At 67.1% G+C, this 19,802-nt stretch carries 19 protein-coding genes; 4 read left to right on the forward strand and 15 right to left on the reverse strand.

The window, feature by feature from the left end; all coding sequences use genetic code 11:
* Positions 1 to 2 precede the first annotated feature (2 nt).
* Together G6N27_RS05540 and G6N27_RS05545 are read right to left on the reverse strand one after the other, a co-directional pair.
* Positions 3 to 668 (reverse strand): GNAT family N-acetyltransferase, encoded by a 666-nt coding sequence (locus G6N27_RS05540; protein ID WP_163775443.1) that lies wholly within the window; start codon positions 666 to 668, stop codon positions 3 to 5.
* A gap of 16 nt (positions 669 to 684) precedes the next feature.
* Complete coding sequence (locus tag G6N27_RS05545) at positions 685 to 1,809, reverse strand: M24 family metallopeptidase (protein ID WP_163775444.1); 1,125 nt, start codon at positions 1,807 to 1,809, stop codon at positions 685 to 687.
* Between the two features lie 30 nt (positions 1,810 to 1,839).
* On the opposite strand from G6N27_RS05545, the gene G6N27_RS05550 reads away from it, so the two are divergent.
* Positions 1,840 to 2,790, forward strand: a complete 951-nt coding sequence (locus G6N27_RS05550) for a 5'-3' exonuclease (RefSeq protein ID WP_163775445.1) — start codon at positions 1,840 to 1,842, stop codon at positions 2,788 to 2,790.
* 1 nt (position 2,791) lies between these two features.
* On the opposite strand, the gene G6N27_RS05555 is transcribed toward G6N27_RS05550, so the two are convergent.
* The 6 genes from G6N27_RS05555 to G6N27_RS05580 all read right to left on the reverse strand — a co-directional run bounded on the left by G6N27_RS05555 (position 2,792) and on the right by G6N27_RS05580 (position 9,653).
* Positions 2,792 to 3,580 (reverse strand): DUF4333 domain-containing protein, encoded by a 789-nt coding sequence (locus G6N27_RS05555; protein ID WP_163775446.1) that lies wholly within the window; start codon positions 3,578 to 3,580, stop codon positions 2,792 to 2,794.
* A 62-nt stretch (positions 3,581 to 3,642) separates the two neighbouring features.
* On the reverse strand, positions 3,643 to 6,402 hold the full coding sequence (locus G6N27_RS05560) for a DEAD/DEAH box helicase (RefSeq protein ID WP_163781384.1): 2,760 nt from the start codon (positions 6,400 to 6,402) through the stop codon (positions 3,643 to 3,645).
* A gap of 25 nt (positions 6,403 to 6,427) precedes the next feature.
* A complete protein-coding gene (tatC, locus tag G6N27_RS05565; RefSeq protein ID WP_163781387.1) occupies positions 6,428 to 7,288 on the reverse strand; it encodes a twin-arginine translocase subunit TatC in 861 nt (286 codons plus the stop codon).
* 111 nt (positions 7,289 to 7,399) lie between these two features.
* Complete coding sequence (tatA, locus tag G6N27_RS05570) at positions 7,400 to 7,642, reverse strand: Sec-independent protein translocase subunit TatA (RefSeq protein WP_163775447.1); 243 nt, start codon at positions 7,640 to 7,642, stop codon at positions 7,400 to 7,402.
* 47 nt (positions 7,643 to 7,689) lie between these two features.
* On the reverse strand, positions 7,690 to 8,664 hold the full coding sequence (locus G6N27_RS05575; protein ID WP_163775448.1) for a helix-turn-helix transcriptional regulator: 975 nt from the start codon (positions 8,662 to 8,664) through the stop codon (positions 7,690 to 7,692).
* Positions 8,661 to 9,653, reverse strand: a complete 993-nt coding sequence (locus G6N27_RS05580) for a helix-turn-helix transcriptional regulator (RefSeq protein ID WP_163775449.1) — start codon at positions 9,651 to 9,653, stop codon at positions 8,661 to 8,663. Before G6N27_RS05580 ends, G6N27_RS05575 begins: the two co-directional genes overlap by 4 nt.
* 441 nt (positions 9,654 to 10,094) lie before the next feature.
* Between G6N27_RS05580 and G6N27_RS05585 the strand changes: the two genes are divergently transcribed.
* Positions 10,095 to 10,265: a CsbD family protein gene (locus G6N27_RS05585; protein ID WP_163775450.1), complete on the forward strand. Its 171-nt coding sequence runs from the start codon at positions 10,095 to 10,097 to the stop codon at positions 10,263 to 10,265.
* Between the two features lie 130 nt (positions 10,266 to 10,395).
* Positions 10,396 to 11,325 (forward strand): ferritin-like domain-containing protein, encoded by a 930-nt coding sequence (locus G6N27_RS05590; protein ID WP_163775451.1) that lies wholly within the window; start codon positions 10,396 to 10,398, stop codon positions 11,323 to 11,325.
* A 69-nt stretch (positions 11,326 to 11,394) separates the two neighbouring features.
* On the opposite strand, the gene pafA is transcribed toward G6N27_RS05590, so the two are convergent.
* The 6 genes from pafA to dop all read right to left on the reverse strand — a co-directional run bounded on the left by pafA (position 11,395) and on the right by dop (position 17,131).
* Positions 11,395 to 12,753 carry a Pup--protein ligase gene (gene pafA, locus G6N27_RS05595; RefSeq protein ID WP_179963352.1) on the reverse strand — a complete coding sequence of 453 codons (1,359 nt, stop codon included), beginning with the start codon at positions 12,751 to 12,753 and terminating at the stop codon, positions 11,395 to 11,397.
* Between the two features lie 87 nt (positions 12,754 to 12,840).
* Positions 12,841 to 13,689 carry a DMT family transporter gene (locus G6N27_RS05600; protein ID WP_163775452.1) on the reverse strand — a complete coding sequence of 283 codons (849 nt, stop codon included), beginning with the start codon at positions 13,687 to 13,689 and terminating at the stop codon, positions 12,841 to 12,843.
* A 10-nt stretch (positions 13,690 to 13,699) separates the two neighbouring features.
* Positions 13,700 to 14,449 carry a proteasome subunit alpha gene (gene prcA, locus G6N27_RS05605; RefSeq protein WP_163775453.1) on the reverse strand — a complete coding sequence of 250 codons (750 nt, stop codon included), beginning with the start codon at positions 14,447 to 14,449 and terminating at the stop codon, positions 13,700 to 13,702.
* Positions 14,446 to 15,327 (reverse strand): proteasome subunit beta, encoded by an 882-nt coding sequence (gene prcB / locus G6N27_RS05610; RefSeq protein ID WP_163775454.1) that lies wholly within the window; start codon positions 15,325 to 15,327, stop codon positions 14,446 to 14,448. Before prcB ends, prcA begins: the two co-directional genes overlap by 4 nt.
* Entirely contained in the window at positions 15,324 to 15,518 is a 195-nt protein-coding gene (locus G6N27_RS05615) for a ubiquitin-like protein Pup (RefSeq protein WP_062540654.1), read from the reverse strand. The genes prcB and G6N27_RS05615 overlap by 4 nt, the downstream gene beginning before the upstream one ends.
* 104 nt (positions 15,519 to 15,622) lie before the next feature.
* Positions 15,623 to 17,131: a pup deamidase/depupylase gene (gene dop, locus G6N27_RS05620; protein ID WP_163775455.1), complete on the reverse strand. Its 1,509-nt coding sequence runs from the start codon at positions 17,129 to 17,131 to the stop codon at positions 15,623 to 15,625.
* Positions 17,132 to 17,312: 181 nt separating this feature from the next.
* On the opposite strand from dop, the gene G6N27_RS05625 reads away from it, so the two are divergent.
* Positions 17,313 to 17,945 carry a hypothetical protein gene (locus G6N27_RS05625; protein WP_163781392.1) on the forward strand — a complete coding sequence of 211 codons (633 nt, stop codon included), beginning with the start codon at positions 17,313 to 17,315 and terminating at the stop codon, positions 17,943 to 17,945.
* A gap of 26 nt (positions 17,946 to 17,971) precedes the next feature.
* Here G6N27_RS05625 and arc read toward each other — a convergent pair whose 3' ends face one another.
* On the reverse strand, positions 17,972 to 19,798 hold the full coding sequence (gene arc, locus G6N27_RS05630) for a proteasome ATPase (RefSeq protein ID WP_163775456.1): 1,827 nt from the start codon (positions 19,796 to 19,798) through the stop codon (positions 17,972 to 17,974).
* Positions 19,799 to 19,802 lie beyond the last annotated feature (4 nt).

The following is a 19,802-nucleotide window of genomic DNA, read 5'->3' on the forward strand; positions in this document are numbered from 1 at the left end:
CGCTAGACGAGCGTGGCGCCCGGCGCCCGGATCACCAGCGGTACCGCGGGGAAATATGCCGCCAGCTCGGGTCGCGACTTGGCCAGCGCGGCAGTGCCGTAGCCGCGATGCCGGTAGTCGGGGTGGATCCAGATCCGAACGTGCACCTCGTGGCCGTCGAGCTCACCGAACACCATCCCGACCTTCTCGTCACCGTCGACCGCGACGAACCAGGCGGCTTCTTCGGCGTCGAATCGTTCCTGCGCCGAACGGATTTCGTCCTCGAGGTCGGCGGCGGGAGCACCCGATCCGTCGCCCTTGGCGCCGATGTCCTCGGTGCGCGCGGCGAAGATGTCGTGGTCGGACTTGCCAGAGAACGCGCGCAGGGCCATCGAGTCGCCCGAGCTGGCCGGCCGGTCCTTGAACGTGAAACTCAAGATGTTGTTCAGGTCCTCGAGCTCGGCGGCGATGATCTTGCGCGAGTCCTTGGTCAGCTGGTCGAACGACATGCCGATCACCGCTTCGGCGCCAAGCCGCGAGGTGCCGAGCAGCTCGACGATGCCGTCGACCGCCGACGGCCGGTCGTCGGCTTCCACGATCAGGTCTAGCACTTCGTGTCGTCGTTCCAGCGCATTCATGAAGGCGTTGGTGATTTCTCGGCGGGCGGCGGCGCGGTCGTGATCGGTCATCGCCTGAGCTTAATACTTAAACCGCGACCACGATCAGTTCGTGCGGCCCGTTGTTGACCGGCTGGGCGCCGTCGTCGGACACCACGACGATGTCCTCGATGCGGGCCCCCCACTGCCCGGGGAAGTAAATCCCGGGCTCGACTGAGAACGCCATGCCCGCCAGCAGCGGCAGGTCGTTGCCGGCCACGATGTAGGGCTCTTCGTGCACCGACAATCCGATGCCGTGGCCGGTGCGGTGCACGAAATATTCGGCAAGCCCTGCGTCGGCCAGCACCTCGCGGGCCGCAGCGTCGACCTGTTCGGCGGTGACACCGGGACGCACCGCTTCGACCGCAGCGCGTTGCGCCCGCTGCAGTACCGAATACTGTTGCGCCACTTCGGGACTCGGATCGCCGATGCTGTACGTGCGCGTCGAGTCGGAGTTGTAGCCGGGCGCGTAGGCTCCGCCGATGTCGACGACGACGATGTCGCCGATCTGGATTTCGCGATCGGAGAACTCGTGATGCGGGTCCGCGCCGTGCGGCCCGGAGCCGACGATGACGAACGCCACCTCCGAATGCCCTTCGGCGACAATGGCTTCGGCGATGTCGGCGGCAACATCGGCCTCGGTCCGACCGGGCACCAGAAACTCCGGCACCCGCGCGTGCACCCGGTCGATGGCCGCGCCTGCCTTGCGCAGCACGTCGACTTCGGCGGCGTCCTTGACCATCCGCAGTTCGCGCAGCACGTCGGTGGCCAGCACCGGCACCACGCCGAGCACGTCGGCCAACGGCAGCAGATGCAGTGCCGGCATCGAATCGGTGACCGCGGTCGCCGCCGGAGCGCCACCCATCGCCGCCGCGACCAGCTGGTAGGGGTTATCGCCGTCGACCCAATCCCGCACCGCCAGGCCAAGATCGGTGACCGCGGACTGTCGCAGCGCCGCCAACTCAAGCCGCGGTACCACCACAGTCGGCTCGCCGGAAACCGGCAGCACCAGAGCCGTCAGCCGCTCGAAGGTCTGGGCCCGTGAGCCGAGCAGATAGCGCAGGTCGTACCCGGGCGTGATGACCAGACCGGCCAGGCCCGCCTGCGCGGTGGCCGACCGCGCCGCCGCTATCCGACGGCCGTACACCCCGGCATCGAAGCGCTGAGAAGACATGGCTTTCAGGCTACTGGCAGGATGGCGGGCATGCCCGCGCCGCTGCTGCTGCTCGACGGCGCCAGCATGTGGTTTCGCTCCTATTTCGGCGTCCCGTCGTCGATCACCGCACCCGACGGCCGTCCGGTCAACGCGGTCCGCGGCTTCCTGGACTCGGTGGCCACGCTGATCACCAAACACCGGCCCGGCCGGTTGGTGGTCTGCCTGGATCTGGATTGGCGGCCGAAGTTCCGGGTCGAGGCCATCCCGTCGTACAAGGCGCATCGGGTCGAGGAGGAAAACCCGGCCGGGCAGGCCGACGTCGAGGAAGTACCCGATGATCTGTCGCCGCAGGTCGAGATGATCGCGGAGATCCTCGACGCATTCGGCTTCTGCAGCGGCGGTGCCGAGGGATTCGAAGCCGACGACGTGATCGGCACGCTGGCCGATCAGGAACGCCGCGACCCGGTGATCGTCGTCAGCGGCGACCGCGACCTGCTGCAGGTCGTCCGGGACGACCCGGTTCCGGTGCGGGTGCTCTACCTCGGCCGCGGCCTGAGCAACGCCACGTTGCTGGGTCCGGTCGAGGTCTCCGACAAGTACGGCGTGCCCGCCCACCGGGCCGGCGCCGGCTACGCCGAGTTGGCGTTGCTGCGCGGCGATCCTTCCGACGGGCTGCCCGGGGTGCCCGGTATCGGGGAGAAGACCGCCGCGACGCTGCTGGCCCAGCACGGCTCGCTGGCCGCGATCCTGGACGCCGTCGACGACCCCAAATCGTCTCTGGCGAAAGGGGTTCGGGCCAAGCTGCGCGGGGCCGCCGACTACATCGAGGCGGCAGGCCCGGTGGTCCGGGTCGCCACCGATGCGCCCGTCACGTTCTCGACCGACACCGACGCGTTGCCGTTGGTGGCGGCCGACCCGCGGCGCACCGCAGAACTCGCCGCCGAACTGGGTGTCGGGTCACCGATCGCACGGCTGCAGAAAGCGCTGGACGCGCTCTGACCTACTTGGGTCGGCCGACCTCGTAGGTGCCTTTGTTGTCCTGGAACGTCACGGTCACCGAACGCTTGGTGCCGTCGACGCTGACGTCGCAGTCGAAGCTCTGGCCTTTCTTGACGGTCGGGTTCTGACCGTTGTTGCACTTGACGTCTTTGACGTTCTTGGCCCCGTAGCCGTTGGTGTTGTCGCTCAGGATCTGTTGGACACCGGCCTCGGCTTTGCCCACGTCCAGCTTCGTGGTCACGAAGAATCCGGGTGCCCAGAAGCCCAGCACCAGCACGACGGCGACGACGATGGCGGCGAAGATTCCGGCGATGGTGCCGACCACCGTCCGTGACTTGTTCGGGCCGGCCGGCGGCTGGCCGTACGGGCCGGGGTACTGGCCGTACTGGCCGGGTTGACCGTATTGACCCGGCTGGCCGTACTGGCCAGGTTGGCCGTACTGACCGGGTTGGCCGTACTGACCGGGTTGCGCGTATTGGCCCGGCTGGCCGTACTGGCCGTACTGCGGGGTTTGACCGCCGTACTGCTCCGGCTGCGGGTAGCCCGGCGGGAACGGCTGGGACGGCGGGTAGTACTGCGCGGGCGGCTGCTGGTACTGCCCGTATTCGGTGGGCGTGTACGCGGGCGCCTGCCACGTCTGCTGTTCGGCTGAGGGCTGCCAGCCCTGCTCGCCGGACGGTTGCTGCTGCCAGGGTGAGACGTGCTGGGCCTGCTCCTCGCCGGATTGCTGACTTTCACCCTGGGGCGGCTGCCACGGCTGCGTGGGGTCGGTTCCCTGCGGTCCGCTCATCGTGTGTCAGTCCTCTCAGTCCTGCTCGCAGTGCTCGCTTGCCACCGTAGCTTCGGCTCAGCCTACCCGGCGTCAACTGCGACGACGCCGCGCCGAATTGCGTCGATCGCGCGCTTGGCGGTGGCCCGTAATTCCGGCTGCGGGGCAGCATTGCGGACCTGGTCAAGCAGGTCAAGCACCTGTCGGCACCAGCGCACGAAATCTCCCGGCGACAGCGGCGAACCGGAGCCCTCGGCGTCTGCGGCGGCTAACGCGGTGACCAGGTCGCCGCTGCTGGCCCAGCGGTAGATGGCCGCGACGAATCCGTCGTCGGGCTCGCGGCTCAGCGTGATGCGATGCCGGTGCTCGTCGGCGCGCAAGGCCGCCGACAGCCGTCGCGTCGTGTGCAGCGCCTGACGCAGTTTGGGGGTGGGTATCTGCTCGTTGCGTGGCGCCCCGGGACCGTCTCCGCCGCGCGTCTCGTAGAGCACCGCGGACAGCACCGCGGCCAGTTCGGCTTCCCGCAGACCCGTCCAGGCGTCGGTGCGCAGACATTCGGCAACCAGAAGGTCGCTCTCGCTGTAGATCCGGGCCAGCAACCGGCCGTCGTCGGTCACCGTGGGATCGCCGTCGGTCTGCTCGATGAAGCCGCGTTCAGTGAGCAGCCCCACGATGCGGTCGAAGGTGCGGGCCAGTGAGTTGGTGGCGGCGGCGACCTTTTTCTGCAGAGCGGCGTTGTCGCGTTCGATGCGTAGATAGCGTTCGGCGGTCCGCACCCGGGCTTCGCGATCGGATTCGCGGTGCACCGGATGACGGCGCATCTTCTCCCGCAGCGCCACCAGTTCGGGGTCGACGTCGGGGCCCTCGCCGCGCTTGCCCCGGCGGTCGCCCGGGACCGACAATCCCGCGGCCGCCGATCGCAGCGCCGACGCCAGATCGCGGCGCACCCGGGGCTGGCGGTGCTCGATCCGCTTGGGCAACGTCATCGACCCCACCGGCGGCGTCGCGCCGGAGTAATCCGCCGATGAAATCCTTCCGGCCCAACGGTTTTCGGTCAGGACCAGTGGTCGTGGGTCGGCGCTGTCGCGGGCGGCTTCCAGCACGACGGCCAGGCCGCCCCGTCGGCCGTGGGTGATCGTGATGATGTCGCCGCGGCGCAGCGCGGTCAGCGCGTCGTTGACCGCCTCGCGGCGCTGCAGGCGCGATGCCCGCGCCTGGGCCCGCTCCCGCTGGCTGATCTGCTCGCGCAGCCGGGCGTACTCGAGAACGGGCGCGTCGTGCCCGCCGAGTTCGGCCGCGACCTCGTCGAGCATCTGCTGTCCGCGCTCCACGCCGCGGACCAGGCTCACGACCGACCGGTCGGCCTGATACTGCGCGAAGGACTGTTCCAGCAGCCGGTGCGCCTGCTCCGGACCGACGCGATTCACCAGGTTGATCGTCATGTTGTACGACGGGGCGAACGAGCTGCGCAGCGGGAAGGTGCGGGTGGAGGCCAGCCCGGCGACTTCGGCCGGCTCGCTGATCTCCTCGCCGGGATTCCACAGCACCACCGCGTGACCCTCGATGTCGATGCCGCGCCGGCCGGCCCGCCCGGTGAGCTGGGTGTACTCCCCCGGTGTCAGCGGCAGATGCTGCTCGCCATTGAACTTCACCAGCCGTTCCAGCACCACCGTGCGTGCCGGCATGTTGATACCCAGCGCCAGCGTCTCGGTGGCGAACACCGCCCTGATCAGCCCGCCGGTGAACAACTCCTCGACGGTGTGCCGGAACACCGGCAACATGCCCGCGTGGTGGGCGGCGATACCGCGCAGCAGCGCTTCGCGCCATTCGTAGTAGCCGAGCACGGCCAGATCGGAATCCTCGAGATCGCCGCAGCGGTGATCGATCACCTCGGCGATCTTGGCCCGGTCTTCGTCGGTGGTCAGCCGCAGCGGCGAGCGCAGACACTGGGCGACCGCGGCCTCACAGCCCACCCGGGAGAACACGAAAGTGATCGCCGGCAGCAGGCCGTCGGCGTCGAGCATCCGGACCACGTCAGGCCGCGACGGTGGTCGGTAGAACCCCGTCCGGCCGGGGCGGCCCGGGCCTTTACGGCGCGGCTGCCAGTCGCTGAGCCGGTCGGCCTCGCGGCGATTGGCGATGTGGCGCAACAGATTAGGGTCGACGACGGCGTGTTTGCGTTCACCGGGTCCGTGCGCGGCATAGTCGAACAGGTCGAAAATACGTTTGCCGACCAGCATGTGCTGCCACAGCGGGACGGGTCGGTGCTCGTCGACGACCACCGTCGTGTCGCCGCGTACGGTCTGGATCCAGCCGCCGAACTCCTCGGCGTTGCTCACCGTCGCCGACAGGCTGACCAACCGCACGTCGTCGGGCAGATGGAGGATGACCTCTTCCCACACCGCGCCGCGCATCCGGTCGGCGAGGAAGTGCACCTCATCCATCACGACATACGAAAGACCTTGCAGCGTAGGCGAATCCGCGTAGAGCATGTTGCGCAGCACTTCGGTGGTCATCACCACGACGGGGGCGTGGCCATTGACCGACTGATCGCCGGTGAGCAGCCCGATCTGCTCTTTGCCATAGCGCGCGACGAAATCGTTGTGCTTCTGGTTGCTCAGCGCCTTCAGCGGTGTGGTGTAGAAGCATTTGCCGCCGGACGCCAGCGCCAGGTGCACGGCGAATTCGCCGACGACGGTCTTGCCCGCCCCGGTCGGCGCGCACACCAGGACGCCGTGCCCGCTTTCGAGTGCCGCGCAGGCGCGCCGCTGAAAGCCGTCGAGCTCGAAGGCCAGTTCCGCGGCGAACCGGTCCAACTGATCACCAGCGCCGCTGCTCGCCATCCCGTCGCTCTGCATCGTCGCGGCTTTAGGTGATGTCGTCATGGGGTCCGGCGATGCTCGACGGCACGCCGACAGCCGACGGCGGGTCGATGACCGAGGCTTCGTCGTCGGCGATGGCGGTCAGCGCCTCGCGCTTGGCTTTGCGTCTGTCGTGTAGGCGGGCGATCTGGATGGCCAGTTCGAGCAGCAACGTCAGCGCCAACCCCAGCGCCGTCATCGAGAACGGGTCGGATCCGGGCGTGAAAATAGCTGCGAAGACGAACATTCCGAAGATCAGGCCGCGCCGCCAGGACCGCAGCCGTTGGTAGCTCAGCACGCCGACGAAGTTGAGCATCACGATCAGCAACGGGAATTCGAAGCTGGCGCCAAACACCAGCAGCAGGTTGATCAGGAACCCGAAATAGCGGTCGCCGGACAGCGCGGTCACCTGCACATCGCTGCCGACGGTCAGCAGGAACTGCAGCGCCTTGGCCAGCACCAGGTAGGCCAGTACTGCCCCGGTGACGAACAGCAGCGCCGCCGGGATCACGAACGCGACGGCGAACCGTCGCTCCTTCTTGTAGAGCCCGGGGGTGATGAACGCCCAGAGTTGGTAGAACCACAACGGGCATGCCAGCACCGCCCCGGCCGTGAGAGCAACTTTCAGCCGCAGCATGAACTGGTCGAACGGCGCGGTGGCCAGCAACCGGCACTGCCCGTTGGCGATATCCGCTCGCGCCGACGGCGGCAGCGCGCAGTAGGGGTGTCGGAGCCACTCGCCGAGGCTTTCCATCCCGAATAGCGGATGCGAGTACCAGACGAATCCCAACACCGTGGTCAGCGCGATGCCCGCCAGCGAGATCAGCAGACGGGAACGCAACTCGGTGAGATGGTCGACCAGCGACATGGTCGCATCGGGGTTGACGCGGCTGCGACGCTGACGCGGATCCAGCCGCCTGAAGAAACCGTTGGTGCGCACAGTGAATAGGCGCTCGTGCGCCGCGACGGCGGCGGGGAGCTAAGCCGACCGTCCGTCAGCCGCCGGCGGCTCGACCCGCTCGGAATGCACCGGCTGGGCGGGCGCGGTCTGGGGTGCTGACGATTCCGGCTTGCCGTCGCTTTGCAGTTCACGGACCTCGGACTTGAAGATCCGCAGCGACTTGCCCAGGGAACGAGCCGCGTCGGGCAGCCGCTTGGCGCCGAACAGGACGATCACCAGGACCGCGATGATCGCCAGGTGACCCGGAGTAAGAGCGTTCACGAGTATGTACCTCCAGATGTCTCCACGATGCTACCGCAGCCGACGTCTCAGGAGCCGGACCGCGCCGCGGCCTGATAAGTCTCCAGCGCTGCCGTCGCAGCCTCACGGACCCGGTTGGCGAGCGACTCGGGCGCCAGCACCCGCACCGCCGAGCCCATTCCCAGCACCTGGCGGGCCATCCATTCTTCAGAGCCGTAGGTGATCGCGGCCTCGCAATGGCCGTCGGGCAGTTCGCGCAGCACCCGCATCGGGTAGTACTCGAACATCCATGACGCCTCGGGCGCCAGCGCCAGCGTTGCCGACGGCAGCGACGGGTCGGCGTCGAACAGCGAGGTGTCCGGCGGCGCCTGGGTCGCGGGTTCCGGTGGGGCCGAAGGCTCGTCGAGCACGGCGGCGTCGACGATGCGATCGAACCGGAACAGCCGCACGCCTTCTGCCTCCCGCGACCAGGCCTCCAGATAGCTCTGGTCGCCGACCAGCACGATCCGTATCGGGTCGACGATCCGGGTGGACAACGTGTCGTGCGAGGCGGCGTAGTAGTCGATGCTCACCGCACGGTTGTCCCGGACCGCGGCGCGAACCTCGGCCGCGGCGTTGCTCTCGACCGGCGCCGGCTCGTCGACGGCGACCACGTCGTTGTCGTGTCCGGCCGCCCCGGCGGCCGCTTCGATTTTGGCGATCGCGCTGCGCGCCGCCTCCGGATCGACCACCCCCGGGATGTCGGCCAGCGCCCGCAGCGCCACCAGCAGACCGGTGGCTTCGGGCGAGGTGAGCTGCAGTGGGGTGTCCATGCCGGCCGAGAACGTCACCTCGATGGTGTCGCCGCTGAATTCGAAGTCGATCAGGTCACCAGGCCCGTAGCCGGGCAGACCGCACAGCCACAGCTGGTCGAGGTCGTCGCCGAGTTGCTTGACCGAAACGCCCAGCGCGGCGGCGGCCTGGGTGCGGGTGACCCGAGGATTGGCCTGGAAGTACGGCACCATGTTCAGCAGCCGCACCAGTCGCGTCGACACAGGAGTCATCTGCGCCGCTCCCCAGCGTGCGCCCGCAGGCGCTCCAGCACCTCGTCGCGCAACGACGACGGCTCCAGCACCACCGCGTCGGCGCCGTAACCGGCGACATCGCCCGCCAAGCGGCCGGTGGTGCCGATGTCGAGTTCGATGACGTCGCCGTCGCGGCCGTTGAGCCGGCGGGCCCCCAATGCCGTGCCGGCGCGCCGCAACGCGGTGGCCCGTCCTTCGGCCACCCAGATCTGGGCCCGCACGCCGGACGGCGCGTCGGCGACCGCCGCGGCCACGATGTCGCGCAGATCGACGCCGTCGGGCCGGGTCACCGCGCCGGTCGGGCCGATGGGCTTCACTTCGTCGCCGATGCGGGACAACCGGAACGTGCGGGTGGCGCCGCGGTCGCGGTCGTGCCCGACCAGATACCAGCGCCCCTTCTCGGTGATGACGCCCCATGGTTCGACGGTGCGCACGGTGTATGGCTCGGTGCGTGACGGCCGGTGCGGAAACTCCACGGCGCGGCCGGCGCTGATCGCCGACAACAGGGCGTTCAGAACGTCTTCGGACCCGCGCAGCCCCATGCTCCCGGCCGGTGACGCGATGGCGACCGGCGCATCGGGGTAGACGTCGACTCCCGCCGCCCTCAGCTTGAGCAGCGCGCCCTGGGTGGCGTTGATCAGCTCGGGTGACTCCCACAGCTGGGTGGCGACGGCGACGGCGGCCGCCTCATCGCCGTTGAGCTCGACGGCGGGCAGTGCGTACGCGTCGCGGTTGATCCGGTAGCCCTCGACCGGGTCGAATGACGACACCCGGCCGGTTTCCAACGGGATGCCGAGATCGCGCAACTCGTTCTTGTCACGCTCGAACATGCGCGAGAACGCTTCATCGCTGGCACTGTCGGCATACCCCGCCACGCTGGACCGGATTTTCTCTGCGGTGATGTAGCCGCGGGTGGACAACAGGGCGATGACGAGGTTCATCAATCGCTCGACTTTGGAAACCGCCACCCGTGCAGCTTAGGCGGGCGGTCGCGCAAGATTCCCTCAGGCACGGCTCGCGGTGCGCTCGGTTGTCATTCGCCAAACGGCCTGCCGGCGCGTAACGTCGATGTTGGTTGTTAAGCAGCCAGTCCGCAGGGGTCCAGTCACGAGCTCCGGGCCACAGGCCCACGCAGGACTTCTCATCTGACTCCACGATATTCCGAGGCGGCTCGTCGCATTCGACGATGCGATCCCGACGGAAATCGCCACCTGGGTTGCGCCGAAGTCGTTCGGCGCCAAGCTCTTTCACTCCTATCCGGGCCGCCGATATGTGACCAACCATGTCGGAATCGCCACGATCTCCCGCAACCGGGATGAACCGGAAGCGGGTCCGCTACGAGCCCAACGAGGGTTCGCGGCAAGGTTGTCCGCATTCTGCGGTCGACCGTCACACGAAGGGACGAACTTATGGGTATCGCCGACAAGGCCAAGAACGCCGCTGAAGATGTCGCCGGCAAGGCCAAAGAGCAGGTCGGAAAAGTGACTGGTGACAAGGACACTGAAGGCGAAGGCAAGAAAGACCAAGCGAAGTCCAGCTTGAAGAAAGCCGGCGAGAACGTCAAGGACGTGTTCAAGTAACCGTTCTCGGCGTGGGCCCGTCGCCGACAACGGTGGCGGGCCACCTCCGGTCTCAAGAATCGATAAGCCTCAAAAGACCTCAAGCACAACCTAATTCATTACACGATGACGATATCGTCAGGAGAATACGATGACCCACGGAACAACCGCGAAGCTCATAGCGCAACTTCGCATACTGCATAACCTGACCAACACCGAAGCGCAGATCGCGACGACTCGGGTGGCGCAGGCACGCGACGACGATGTGCGCGCAGAACTCATGACGAACGCGGACAACGCACACGAGCGATCAAAGCTGATCGCAGCGGCACTGCGTGACCTCGGCGGCGTTCCCGACGTGATCACACCCGCACTGGGCCGTGCCACCGCTTTGGTCAAGACCGTCGCCGAACAAGTTCAACCACTTGCCGGCGCGCTTTTCAGCGACCTGGCCCTCGAGCACCAATTACTCGACCGCGCAATCTATCTCGGTGAACTCGCCGACGCGGCCGATCACGCCGCCACCCGACAGCTTGCCGAGCGTTTGCAGCAGGCGCATCAAGAAACGGTCAAGTGGATCAACTCGGTACTCGCCGACGAGGCTGCCGGGGAGCCGACTGCGGTGCGGCCCACCCCCGTGCAGATGGCGGTGAGTCGACTCACGAGGGTCGCCTACTACCCGGCGCGCTGGGCCGCGGCACGGATCGACGACGCCGCCGAGGCTCTTGCCCGCACCCATACGCGCGTCGACACCCTCGCAGACGCCACCCTCAAATCCGTCACCGCGGGCCGCGATGCCGGACTGGGCAAAGCCGAGCAGATTGCGAGCAGCAAAGGGGCCCGCACCACTGCGACCACCCTGCACAGCACCCGCGCCGCGGCCGGTGGCCTCACCGAGGCCGAACTGCCCGTCAAGAACTACGACAGCCTCACGATCGACGAAGTCGAAGCCAAGGTGCAGAAGGTCACCGACTCGGCCGCCCTTACCGCCCTGCTGCGCTATGAGCAGAACAACAAGGGCCGGGTGGGCGCCACCACGGCCATCGAAAATCAACTGGCACAGGCGAGCAGCACGAACTGACCCATGGCCGGCACGCCGGGGAACACGGTTGTCTGCTCACGCGGACGACCCCTCGGCGGGCTCGGCGTTCTACATGCTGGCGATCAGCCTCTTGACCCGCTCGTCGACCGAACGGAACGGGTCCTTGCACAGCACAGTGCGCTGGGCCTGATCATTGAGTTTGAGGTGCACCCAGTCGACGGTGAAGTCACGGCCGGCGGCCTGGGCGGCGCTGATGAACTCGCCGCGCAGCCGCGCCCGGGTGGTCTGCGGCGGCTGATCGACCGCGGCGTCGATTTCCTCGTCGGTGGTGATGCGCGTGGCCAGGCCTTTGCGCTGTAGCAGGTCGAAGACGCCGCGGCCACGCTTGATGTCGTGGTACGCCAGGTCCAGCTGGGCGATCTTGGGATCGGACAGCTCCATGTCGTAGCGGTCCTGGTAGCGCTGGAACAGCTTGCGCTTGATCACCCAGTCGATTTCGGTGTCGACCTTGGCGAAGTCCTGGCTTTCCACCGCGTCGAGTTGGCGGCCCCACAGGTCGACGACCTGCTCGATCTGCGCGTTGGGCTCGCGGGTCTGCAGGTGCTCGACGGCGCGCGCGTAGTACTCGCGCTGGATGTCCAGTGCGCTGGCCTGGCGACCGCCGGCTAACCTCACCGGGCGCCGACCGGTGACATCGTGGCTGACCTCGCGGATGGCCCGGATCGGGTTGTCCAGCGAGAAGTCGCGGAATGCCACGCCGGCTTCGATCATCTCCAGCACCAGCGATGCGGTGCCGACCTTGAGCATGGTGGTGGTCTCACACATGTTGGAGTCGCCGACGATGACGTGTAGGCGTCGGTATTTCTCCGCGTCGGCGTGCGGCTCGTCGCGGGTGTTGATGATCGGGCGTGATCGCGTGGTCGCGCTGGAGACGCCTTCCCAGATGTGCTCGGCGCGCTGCGAGAGGCAGAACGTCGCGGCCTTCGGGGTTTGCAGCACCTTGCCCGCGCCGCAGATCAGCTGGCGGGTGACGAGGAACGGCAGCAGGACGTCGGAGATCCGGGAGAACTCCCCCGCCCGCACGATCAGATAATTCTCGTGACAGCCGTAGGAGTTGCCCGCCGAGTCGGTGTTGTTCTTGAACAGGTAGATGTCGCCGCCGATGCCCTCGTCGGCGAGCCGCTGTTCGGCGTCGACCAGCAGGTCCTCCAGGACCCGCTCGCCCGCGCGGTCGTGGGTGACCAGCTGCACCAGGCTGTCGCACTCGGCGGTGGCGTACTCGGGATGGCTGCCGACATCGAGATAGAGCCGTGCACCGTTGCGCAGGAAAACATTGGAGCTACGGCCCCACGAAACCACCCGGCGGAACAGGTAACGGGCCACTTCGTCTGGCGACAAACGGCGGTGACCGTGGAATGTGCAGGTCACACCGAATTCGGTCTCGATGCCCATGATTCGTCGCTGCACAATTCGAGCGTACTGGTTGACGGCGCAAGAGGTGTGGAACCCCCGCGGAGAGGTCGGCGGCGTGGTGCGTCCACGACCTGACGCGGATCAGGATCCGGCGGTGCTGGGCGCTTCGCCGAATCGGCTCAGCGCCAACGTCGCCGCGACCGCGATGGCGAACCCGGTCACCACCATCCAACTCAGGCCGGGCCGGGTCTGGTCACCCAGCCACGCCACCCCGACAAGGGCCGGGCCCACCGTCTCGCCGACCACCATCCCGGCGACGGCCGTGGTCACCGATCCGCGACTCAACGCGGAGGTGAGCAGCAGAAATCCGGCCAGCCCGCCGGCGACCACCGCGTAGACGGCGGGATTGGTGTAGAACGCGACCCTTGTCAGGTCGAGCGAATCGATCAGCCGCACGGCGATTTCGACGACGCCGAAGCCAGCGCCGGCCCCTAATCCGAGCACGAGAGCGCGTACCCGGTCGCTCAGCCGGCCCGCCGCCGCCCCGGCGACGAAAACCACGGCGACGATCACCAGCAGCGCCCAACCGAGCCCGGGCGGGCCGTGCCCGGAACCCTCCGGACCCGCTGCCACGCCGAGCATCGCGAGACTTGCGCACACCACAGCCACGGCTGCCCACTCGATGGCCGACAACCGCGTCGACAGCACCCACGCCGCCACGATCGCGGTGACCGCAAGTGACGCGGCGATGGCCGCGGCGACGACGTAGATCGGCACCAACCGCAACGCGGCTACCTGCAGCAGAAAGCCGAGGCCGTCCAGCCCGATACCGACCAGGTAGCGCCACTGCCGCAGCGCCCGCAGCAGCAGCACCGCATCGACGCCGGAGTCGCTGCCGGCATCCACCGAGCGGGTCGCCGCGGCCTGAAGCACCGTCGCCGTGCCGTAACACACCGAGCAGCCCAGTGCGAGCAGCAGGCCGATCAGCACCGAACAGGCCCTATTCCGACGATTCCTCCGCCGAGTCGTCGGACGACGCGGCGATTTCGCGTTGGGGCAGCAACCGTTCCAGCGCCGCACCGGTGATCCGCCGGAACGCTCGCCGCGGCCGGCTGGCGTCGAGGATGGCCACTTCCAGCGAGGCGACCCCCAACGCGTCGTCACCGGCGTTGCCGCTTGCCGCCTTCAAGGCGTTGACGGCGATGTGCACCGCATCGGCGAGGTCGGCGTTCTCGGCGTAGGAGTCCTTGAGCGCGGTGGCGATCGGCTCGGTCGTCCCGCCCATCACCACGAAGTGCGGCTCGTCGGCGATCGATCCGTCATAGGTGATCCGGTACAGCTCAGGCGCTTTGGTCTCACCGTAGTGGGCGACTTCGGCCACGCACAGTTCGACCTCGTAGGGCTTGGCCTGTTCGGTGAAAATGGTGCCCAGCGTCTGCGCGTACACATTGGCCAGCTGCCGACCGGTCACGTCGCGGCGGTCGTAGGCATAACCGCGGGTGTCGGCGAATTGAATTCCGCCCCGGCGCAGGTTGTCGAACTCGTTGAACTTCCCGGCAGCGGCGAAGCCGACCCGGTCATACAGCTCGCTGATCTTTTGCAGTGAACGCGAAGGGTTTTCGGCGACGAACAGCACACCGCCGGAGTAGGCCAGCGCCACCACGCTGCGGCCTCGTGCAATCCCTTTGCGTGCGAGCTCGCTGCGCTCGCGCATCGCCTGCTCGGGCGAGATGAAGTACGGAAAACTCATGAATCACTTCCCGCGCGGTCCGCGTCCGGCCCGAAAGTATCTGTGCGTGAGCGCGTTTGGATGACTTCCCGAGCCAACTCGGCGATGCGCTGCTCGCCAACGTTGACTGCGCCGTCTGGTCCGATGGTGACCGCGGTCGGGTAGATTCCGCGGACCAGGTCGGGTCCGCCGGTGGCGGAGTCGTCGTCGGCCGCGTCGTACAGCGCTTCGACAGCGACTCGAAGCGCTGAATCTGCGTCCGTCACTTGTGAATACAGCTTCTTGATCGACGACTTGGCGAAGATCGACCCCGAGCCCACCGACTGGTAGCCCTCTTCTTCCAGGTTCCAGCCACCGGCGGCGTCGAAAGAGACGATGCGGCCCGCCTTGTCAGGATCGGGGTCGTGGATGTCGAATCCTGCGAGCAGCGGCAGCGCCACCAGGCCCTGCATCGCCGCGGCCAGGTTGCCGCGGACCATGATCGCCAGCCGGTTCACCTTGCCCGCGAAGGTGAGCGGCACGCCTTCCAGCTTCTCGTAGTGCTCGAGCTCGACGGCGTACAGCCGGGCGAATTCCACCGCGATGGCCGCGGTGCCTGCGATCCCGGTCGCGGTGTAGTCGTCGGTGATGTACACCTTCTGCACGTCACGCCCGGCGATCATGTTGCCCTGGGTCGAGCGTCGATCGCCCGCGAGGAGCACACCGCCCGGGTATTTCAGCGCGACGATGGTGGTGCCGTGCGGCAGCTGATGCCCGACCGGTTCGGCGCTGCCGATGCCCGTGGGCAACAGCTCTGGCGCCTCGCGGCGCAGATAGTCGGTGAAAGAGGAAAGACCGCCAGAAGCGGTTCCGGGAAGTGCTGAGTTAGTGGCCGAGCGATCGCGGTAGGGCCAGGTCACTGGCCGCCCTTTTGGACGTATGCGCGAACGAAGTCTTCGGCGTTCTCTTCCAGAACATCGTCGATCTCGTCGAGCAGGTCGTCGGTCTCCTCGGTCAGCTTCTCGCGACGCTCCTGGCCCGCGGCCGTGCTGGCAGTGAGGTCGTCGTCATCGCCGCCGCCACCACCGCGCTTGGTCTGCTCTTGGGCCATCGCTGCCTCCTGCGTCATCATCGGTCGTGAAACACGCCCGTCGGTGTCTCCACCCTACCGGTCGATGGCGGTAATGCCCTGGCTTGAACCCCATGTCCGGCTTCTCAGGTGGTCAGTTGCTCCACCAGCTCGACCGCGCTGTTCACCGAATCCAATAGCGCTCCGACGTGCGCTTTGCTGCCACGTAGCGGCTCCAGCGTCGGGATTCGGACCAGCGAATCACCGCCCAGATCGAAAATCACCGAGTCCCAGCTCGCCGCGGCGATATCCGCGCCGAAGCGGCGTAGGCATTCCCCGCGGAAGTAGGCCCGGGTGTCGGTCGGCGGATTGTCGACGGCGTCGATCACCTGCTGCTCGGTGACCAGACGCTTCATCGAGCCGCGAGCCACCAGCCGGTTGTACAGTCCCTTGTCCAGCCGGACATCGGAGTACTGCAGATCGACCAGGTGCAGCCGCGGCGCCGACCAACTCAGATTCTCCCGGTGCCGGAACCCCTCCAACAGACGCAGCTTCGCGGGCCAGTCCAGCAACTCGGCGCACTCCATCGGATCGCGCTCGAGCAAATCGAGGACGTGCGCCCAAGTCTCGACGACGTCGACCGCGCGCTGGTCATGGTCGCGCCCGTCCACCAACTTTGCCACCCGGTCCAGGTAAATCCGTTGCAGCGCAAGCGCGGTCAGCTCACGGCCGTCGGCCAGGGCGACGGTGGCCCGCAGCGACGGGTCGCGGCTGATCGCGTGCACGGCGTGCACGGGTCGGGCCAACGCCAGGTCGCTGAGGTCGATGCCGTGCGCCGGGCCGTCCTCGATGAGGTCCAGCGCCAACGCGGTGGTGCCGAGTTTGAGATACGTCGACGTCTCGGACAGGTTGGCGTCGCCGATGATGACGTGCAATCGCCGGTACCGGTCGGCGTCGGCGTGCGGCTCGTCGCGGGTGTTGATAATCCCGCGCTTCAGCGTGGTCTCCAGCCCGACCTCGACCTCGATGTAGTCCGACCGCTGGGAGAGCTGAAAGCCCGGCTCGTCACCGGACGGCCCGATCCCGACCCGGCCCGAGCCGGTGACCACCTGACGCGACACCAGGAACGGCGTCAGCCCGGCGATGACCGCCGAGAACGGAGTCTGCCGGCTCATCAGATAGTTCTCGTGCGACCCGTAGGACGCGCCCTTGCCGTCGACGTTGTTCTTGTACAGCTGCAGCTTGGCGGCGCCGGGCACGCTGGCGACGTGCCGGGCGGCGGCCTCCATCACCCGCTCGCCGGCCTTGTCCCAGATCACCGCGTCCAGCGGGTCGGTGCACTCCGGCGCGGAGTACTCCGGGTGGGCGTGGTCGACGTAGAGCCGTGCGCCGTTGGTCAGGATCATGTTGGCCGCGCCGACCTCGTCGGCGTCCACCACGGGTGGCGGTCCGGCCGAGCGGCTCAGATCGAAACCCCGGGCATCCCGCAGCGGCGACTCCACCTCGTAGTCCCACCGGGTGCGCTTGGCGCGCTGGATCCCGGCGGCGGCCGCATAGGCCAGCACCGCCTGCGTGGACGTCAGGATCGGGTTGGCGGTCGGGTCTGATGGCGACGAAATGCCGTATTCGACCTCCGTACCGATGATCCGTTGCATCCCCCGAGCTTAGGCGCGCTGACGATGCGCCCCGCACAGCGGGGCGAGGAGGAAGCGGGCAATCAACCCAGCGCGCTGACGATGCGCCCCGCGCTGGGGGAACCAGCCAGTTGCGTTGCAGGAAGATGAACCGGGCCAGCAACCATTGACGCTGGTGACCGAAGTGATTACCTTCACCCTGATGCCTGCCCACGCTGCGACCGAGCCCACCGAAAACTTGTCCGGAAAGCGCTACGGCGAAATTCTTCTGGTAACGCCGGGAGAGGCTGGACCGCAAGCCACCGTCTACAACAGTTACCCGCTCAACGACCTGCCCGCCGAACTGTGGTCGGAGCTCGACCCGAAGGCCATCGCGGCCGAAAACGGTGCTGCCACAGCATTACTCAACGGCCCGCGGTACTGGCTGATGAACTCGATCGAGAAGTCGTCCCAGGGCCCGCGAATGATCAAGAATTTCGGCGGAATCGACATGCTGCTGCAGGCCACCGTGTTGCTGTCGGCGATGGACCCAGCTCCCTATACCGCGAACCAGGTCCACCGGCACACCGTGTTCACCTTCGACGCCGGCGAAGAGATCTACGAATTGCACGACCCCGCGATGCGGCGCTGGGTGATGCAGACCTGGAGCCAGATCGTCGATCCCAATCTCTCCCGCGTCGACCTGCCTGGTCTCGGCGAACGCCTCGACCTCCCGACGGGCTGGACCTACCAGGCACGAAAACTGACCAGCCCGTTGCGCATCGACACCACGACGCACGCCGCACAGGTGCTGCAAGACGACCTGCGGAACAGCTACTCGCTGTTTACCGGCTGAGCCGGATCTTTCGGCGCCGGCAGTCGCTACAGGTACTGGCCGAGGTTGGACTCGGTGTCGATCGCCCGGGAAGCGCTCGAGCTCTTGCCGGTGACCAGCGTGCGGATGTAGACGATCCGCTCGCCCTTCTTGCCCGAGATCCGCGCCCAGTCATCGGGGTTGGTGGTGTTGGGCAGGTCCTCGTTCTCGGCGAACTCGTCGACGATCGAATCGAGCAGATGCTGGATCCGCAGACCGGGTTGACCGGTCTCCAGCACCGACTTGATGGCGTTCTTCTTCGCGCGGTCGACGACGTTCTGGATCATGGCGCCGGAGTTGAAGTCCTTGAAGTACATGACTTCTTTGTCGCCGTTGGCGTAGGTGACTTCCAGGAACCGGTTGTCGTCGATCTCGGCGTACATCCGGTCGACGACCTTCTCGATCATCGCCTTGATGCACGCCCCGCGGTCACCGTCGAACTCGGTGATGTCGTCGGCGTGCACCGGCAGCGTCTCGACAAGGTACTTCGAGAAGATGTCCTGCGCCGACTCGGCGTCCGGGCGCTCGATCTTGATCTTCACGTCGAGGCGGCCGGGCCGCAGGATCGCGGGGTCGATCATGTCCTCGCGGTTGGAGGCGCCGATCACGATAACGTTCTCCAGCCCCTCCACACCGTCGATCTCACTGAGCAACTGCGGGACGACCGTCGTCTCCACGTCCGAGGAGACGCCGGTGCCGCGAGTGCGGAAGATCGAGTCCATCTCGTCGAAGAACACGATCACCGGTGTGCCTTCGGACGCCTTTTCCCGCGCCCGCTGGAAGATCAGCCGGATGTGGCGTTCCGTCTCGCCGACGAACTTGTTCAGCAGCTCGGGGCCCTTGATGTTGAGGAAGTAGGACTTGGCCTCGCGAGCGTCGTCGCCGCGGACCTCGGCCATCTTCTTGGCCAGCGAGTTGGCGACGGCCTTGGCGATCAGCGTCTTACCGCACCCGGGCGGCCCGTAGAGCAGCACACCTTTGGGCGGCCGCAGTGCGTATTCGCGGTAGAGCTCCTTGTGCAGGAATGGCAGCTCGACCGCGTCGCGGATCTGCTCGATCTGGCGGCTCAGCCCACCGATGTCGTGATAGGTGACGTCTGGCACCTCTTCCAGGACCAGATCTTCGACCTCGGCCTTGGGGATGCGCTCGAAGGCGTAACCGGCCTTGGTGTCCACCAGCAGCGAGTCGCCTGGCCGCAACCGGCGTGGCCGGGTGTCGTCGTTGAGAGCATCGGGGTGGCCCTCGGGCAGATCCTCGGCGACCAACGGCTCAGCGAGCCAGACGATGCGTTCCTCGTCGGCGTGGCCGACCACCAACGCGCGGTGTCCGTCCGTGAGGATCTCGCGCAGAGTTGAAATTTCGCCGACCGATTCATACGTGCCGGCCTCGACGACAGTTAAAGCCTCGTTGAGGCGAACCGTCTGCCCTTTCCGCAACGACTGCACGTCGATGTTGGGCGAGCACGTCAGCCGCATCTTGCGCCCGGACGTGAACACGTCGACGGTGTCGTCCTCGTGGGTGCCCAGCAGCACGCCGTAACCGCTGGGCGGCTGCCCGAGCCGGTCGACCTCTTCGCGCAGCGCCAGCAGCTGCTGACGGGCTTCCTTGAGGGTCTCCATCAACTTGGAGTTGCGCGACGCCAACGAGTCGATCCGCGCCTCGAGCTGGTGAACATCGCGCGGACTGCGCGTGGTACCCGAAGACCCGACGGCGTTTTCCAGTTGTTCACGCAGAACCGCGGCCTCGCGTCGGAGCTCCTCCAACTCGGCGGCATCCTCGTTGGAGAGGTCTGGTTCGCGCGGGTTTCCGAACGCTTCACGCTCAAACTCACCCATGGTG

Origin of the sequence: Mycobacterium cookii (genome assembly GCF_010727945.1) — a bacterium.
GTDB lineage: Bacteria > Actinomycetota > Actinomycetes > Mycobacteriales > Mycobacteriaceae > Mycobacterium > Mycobacterium cookii.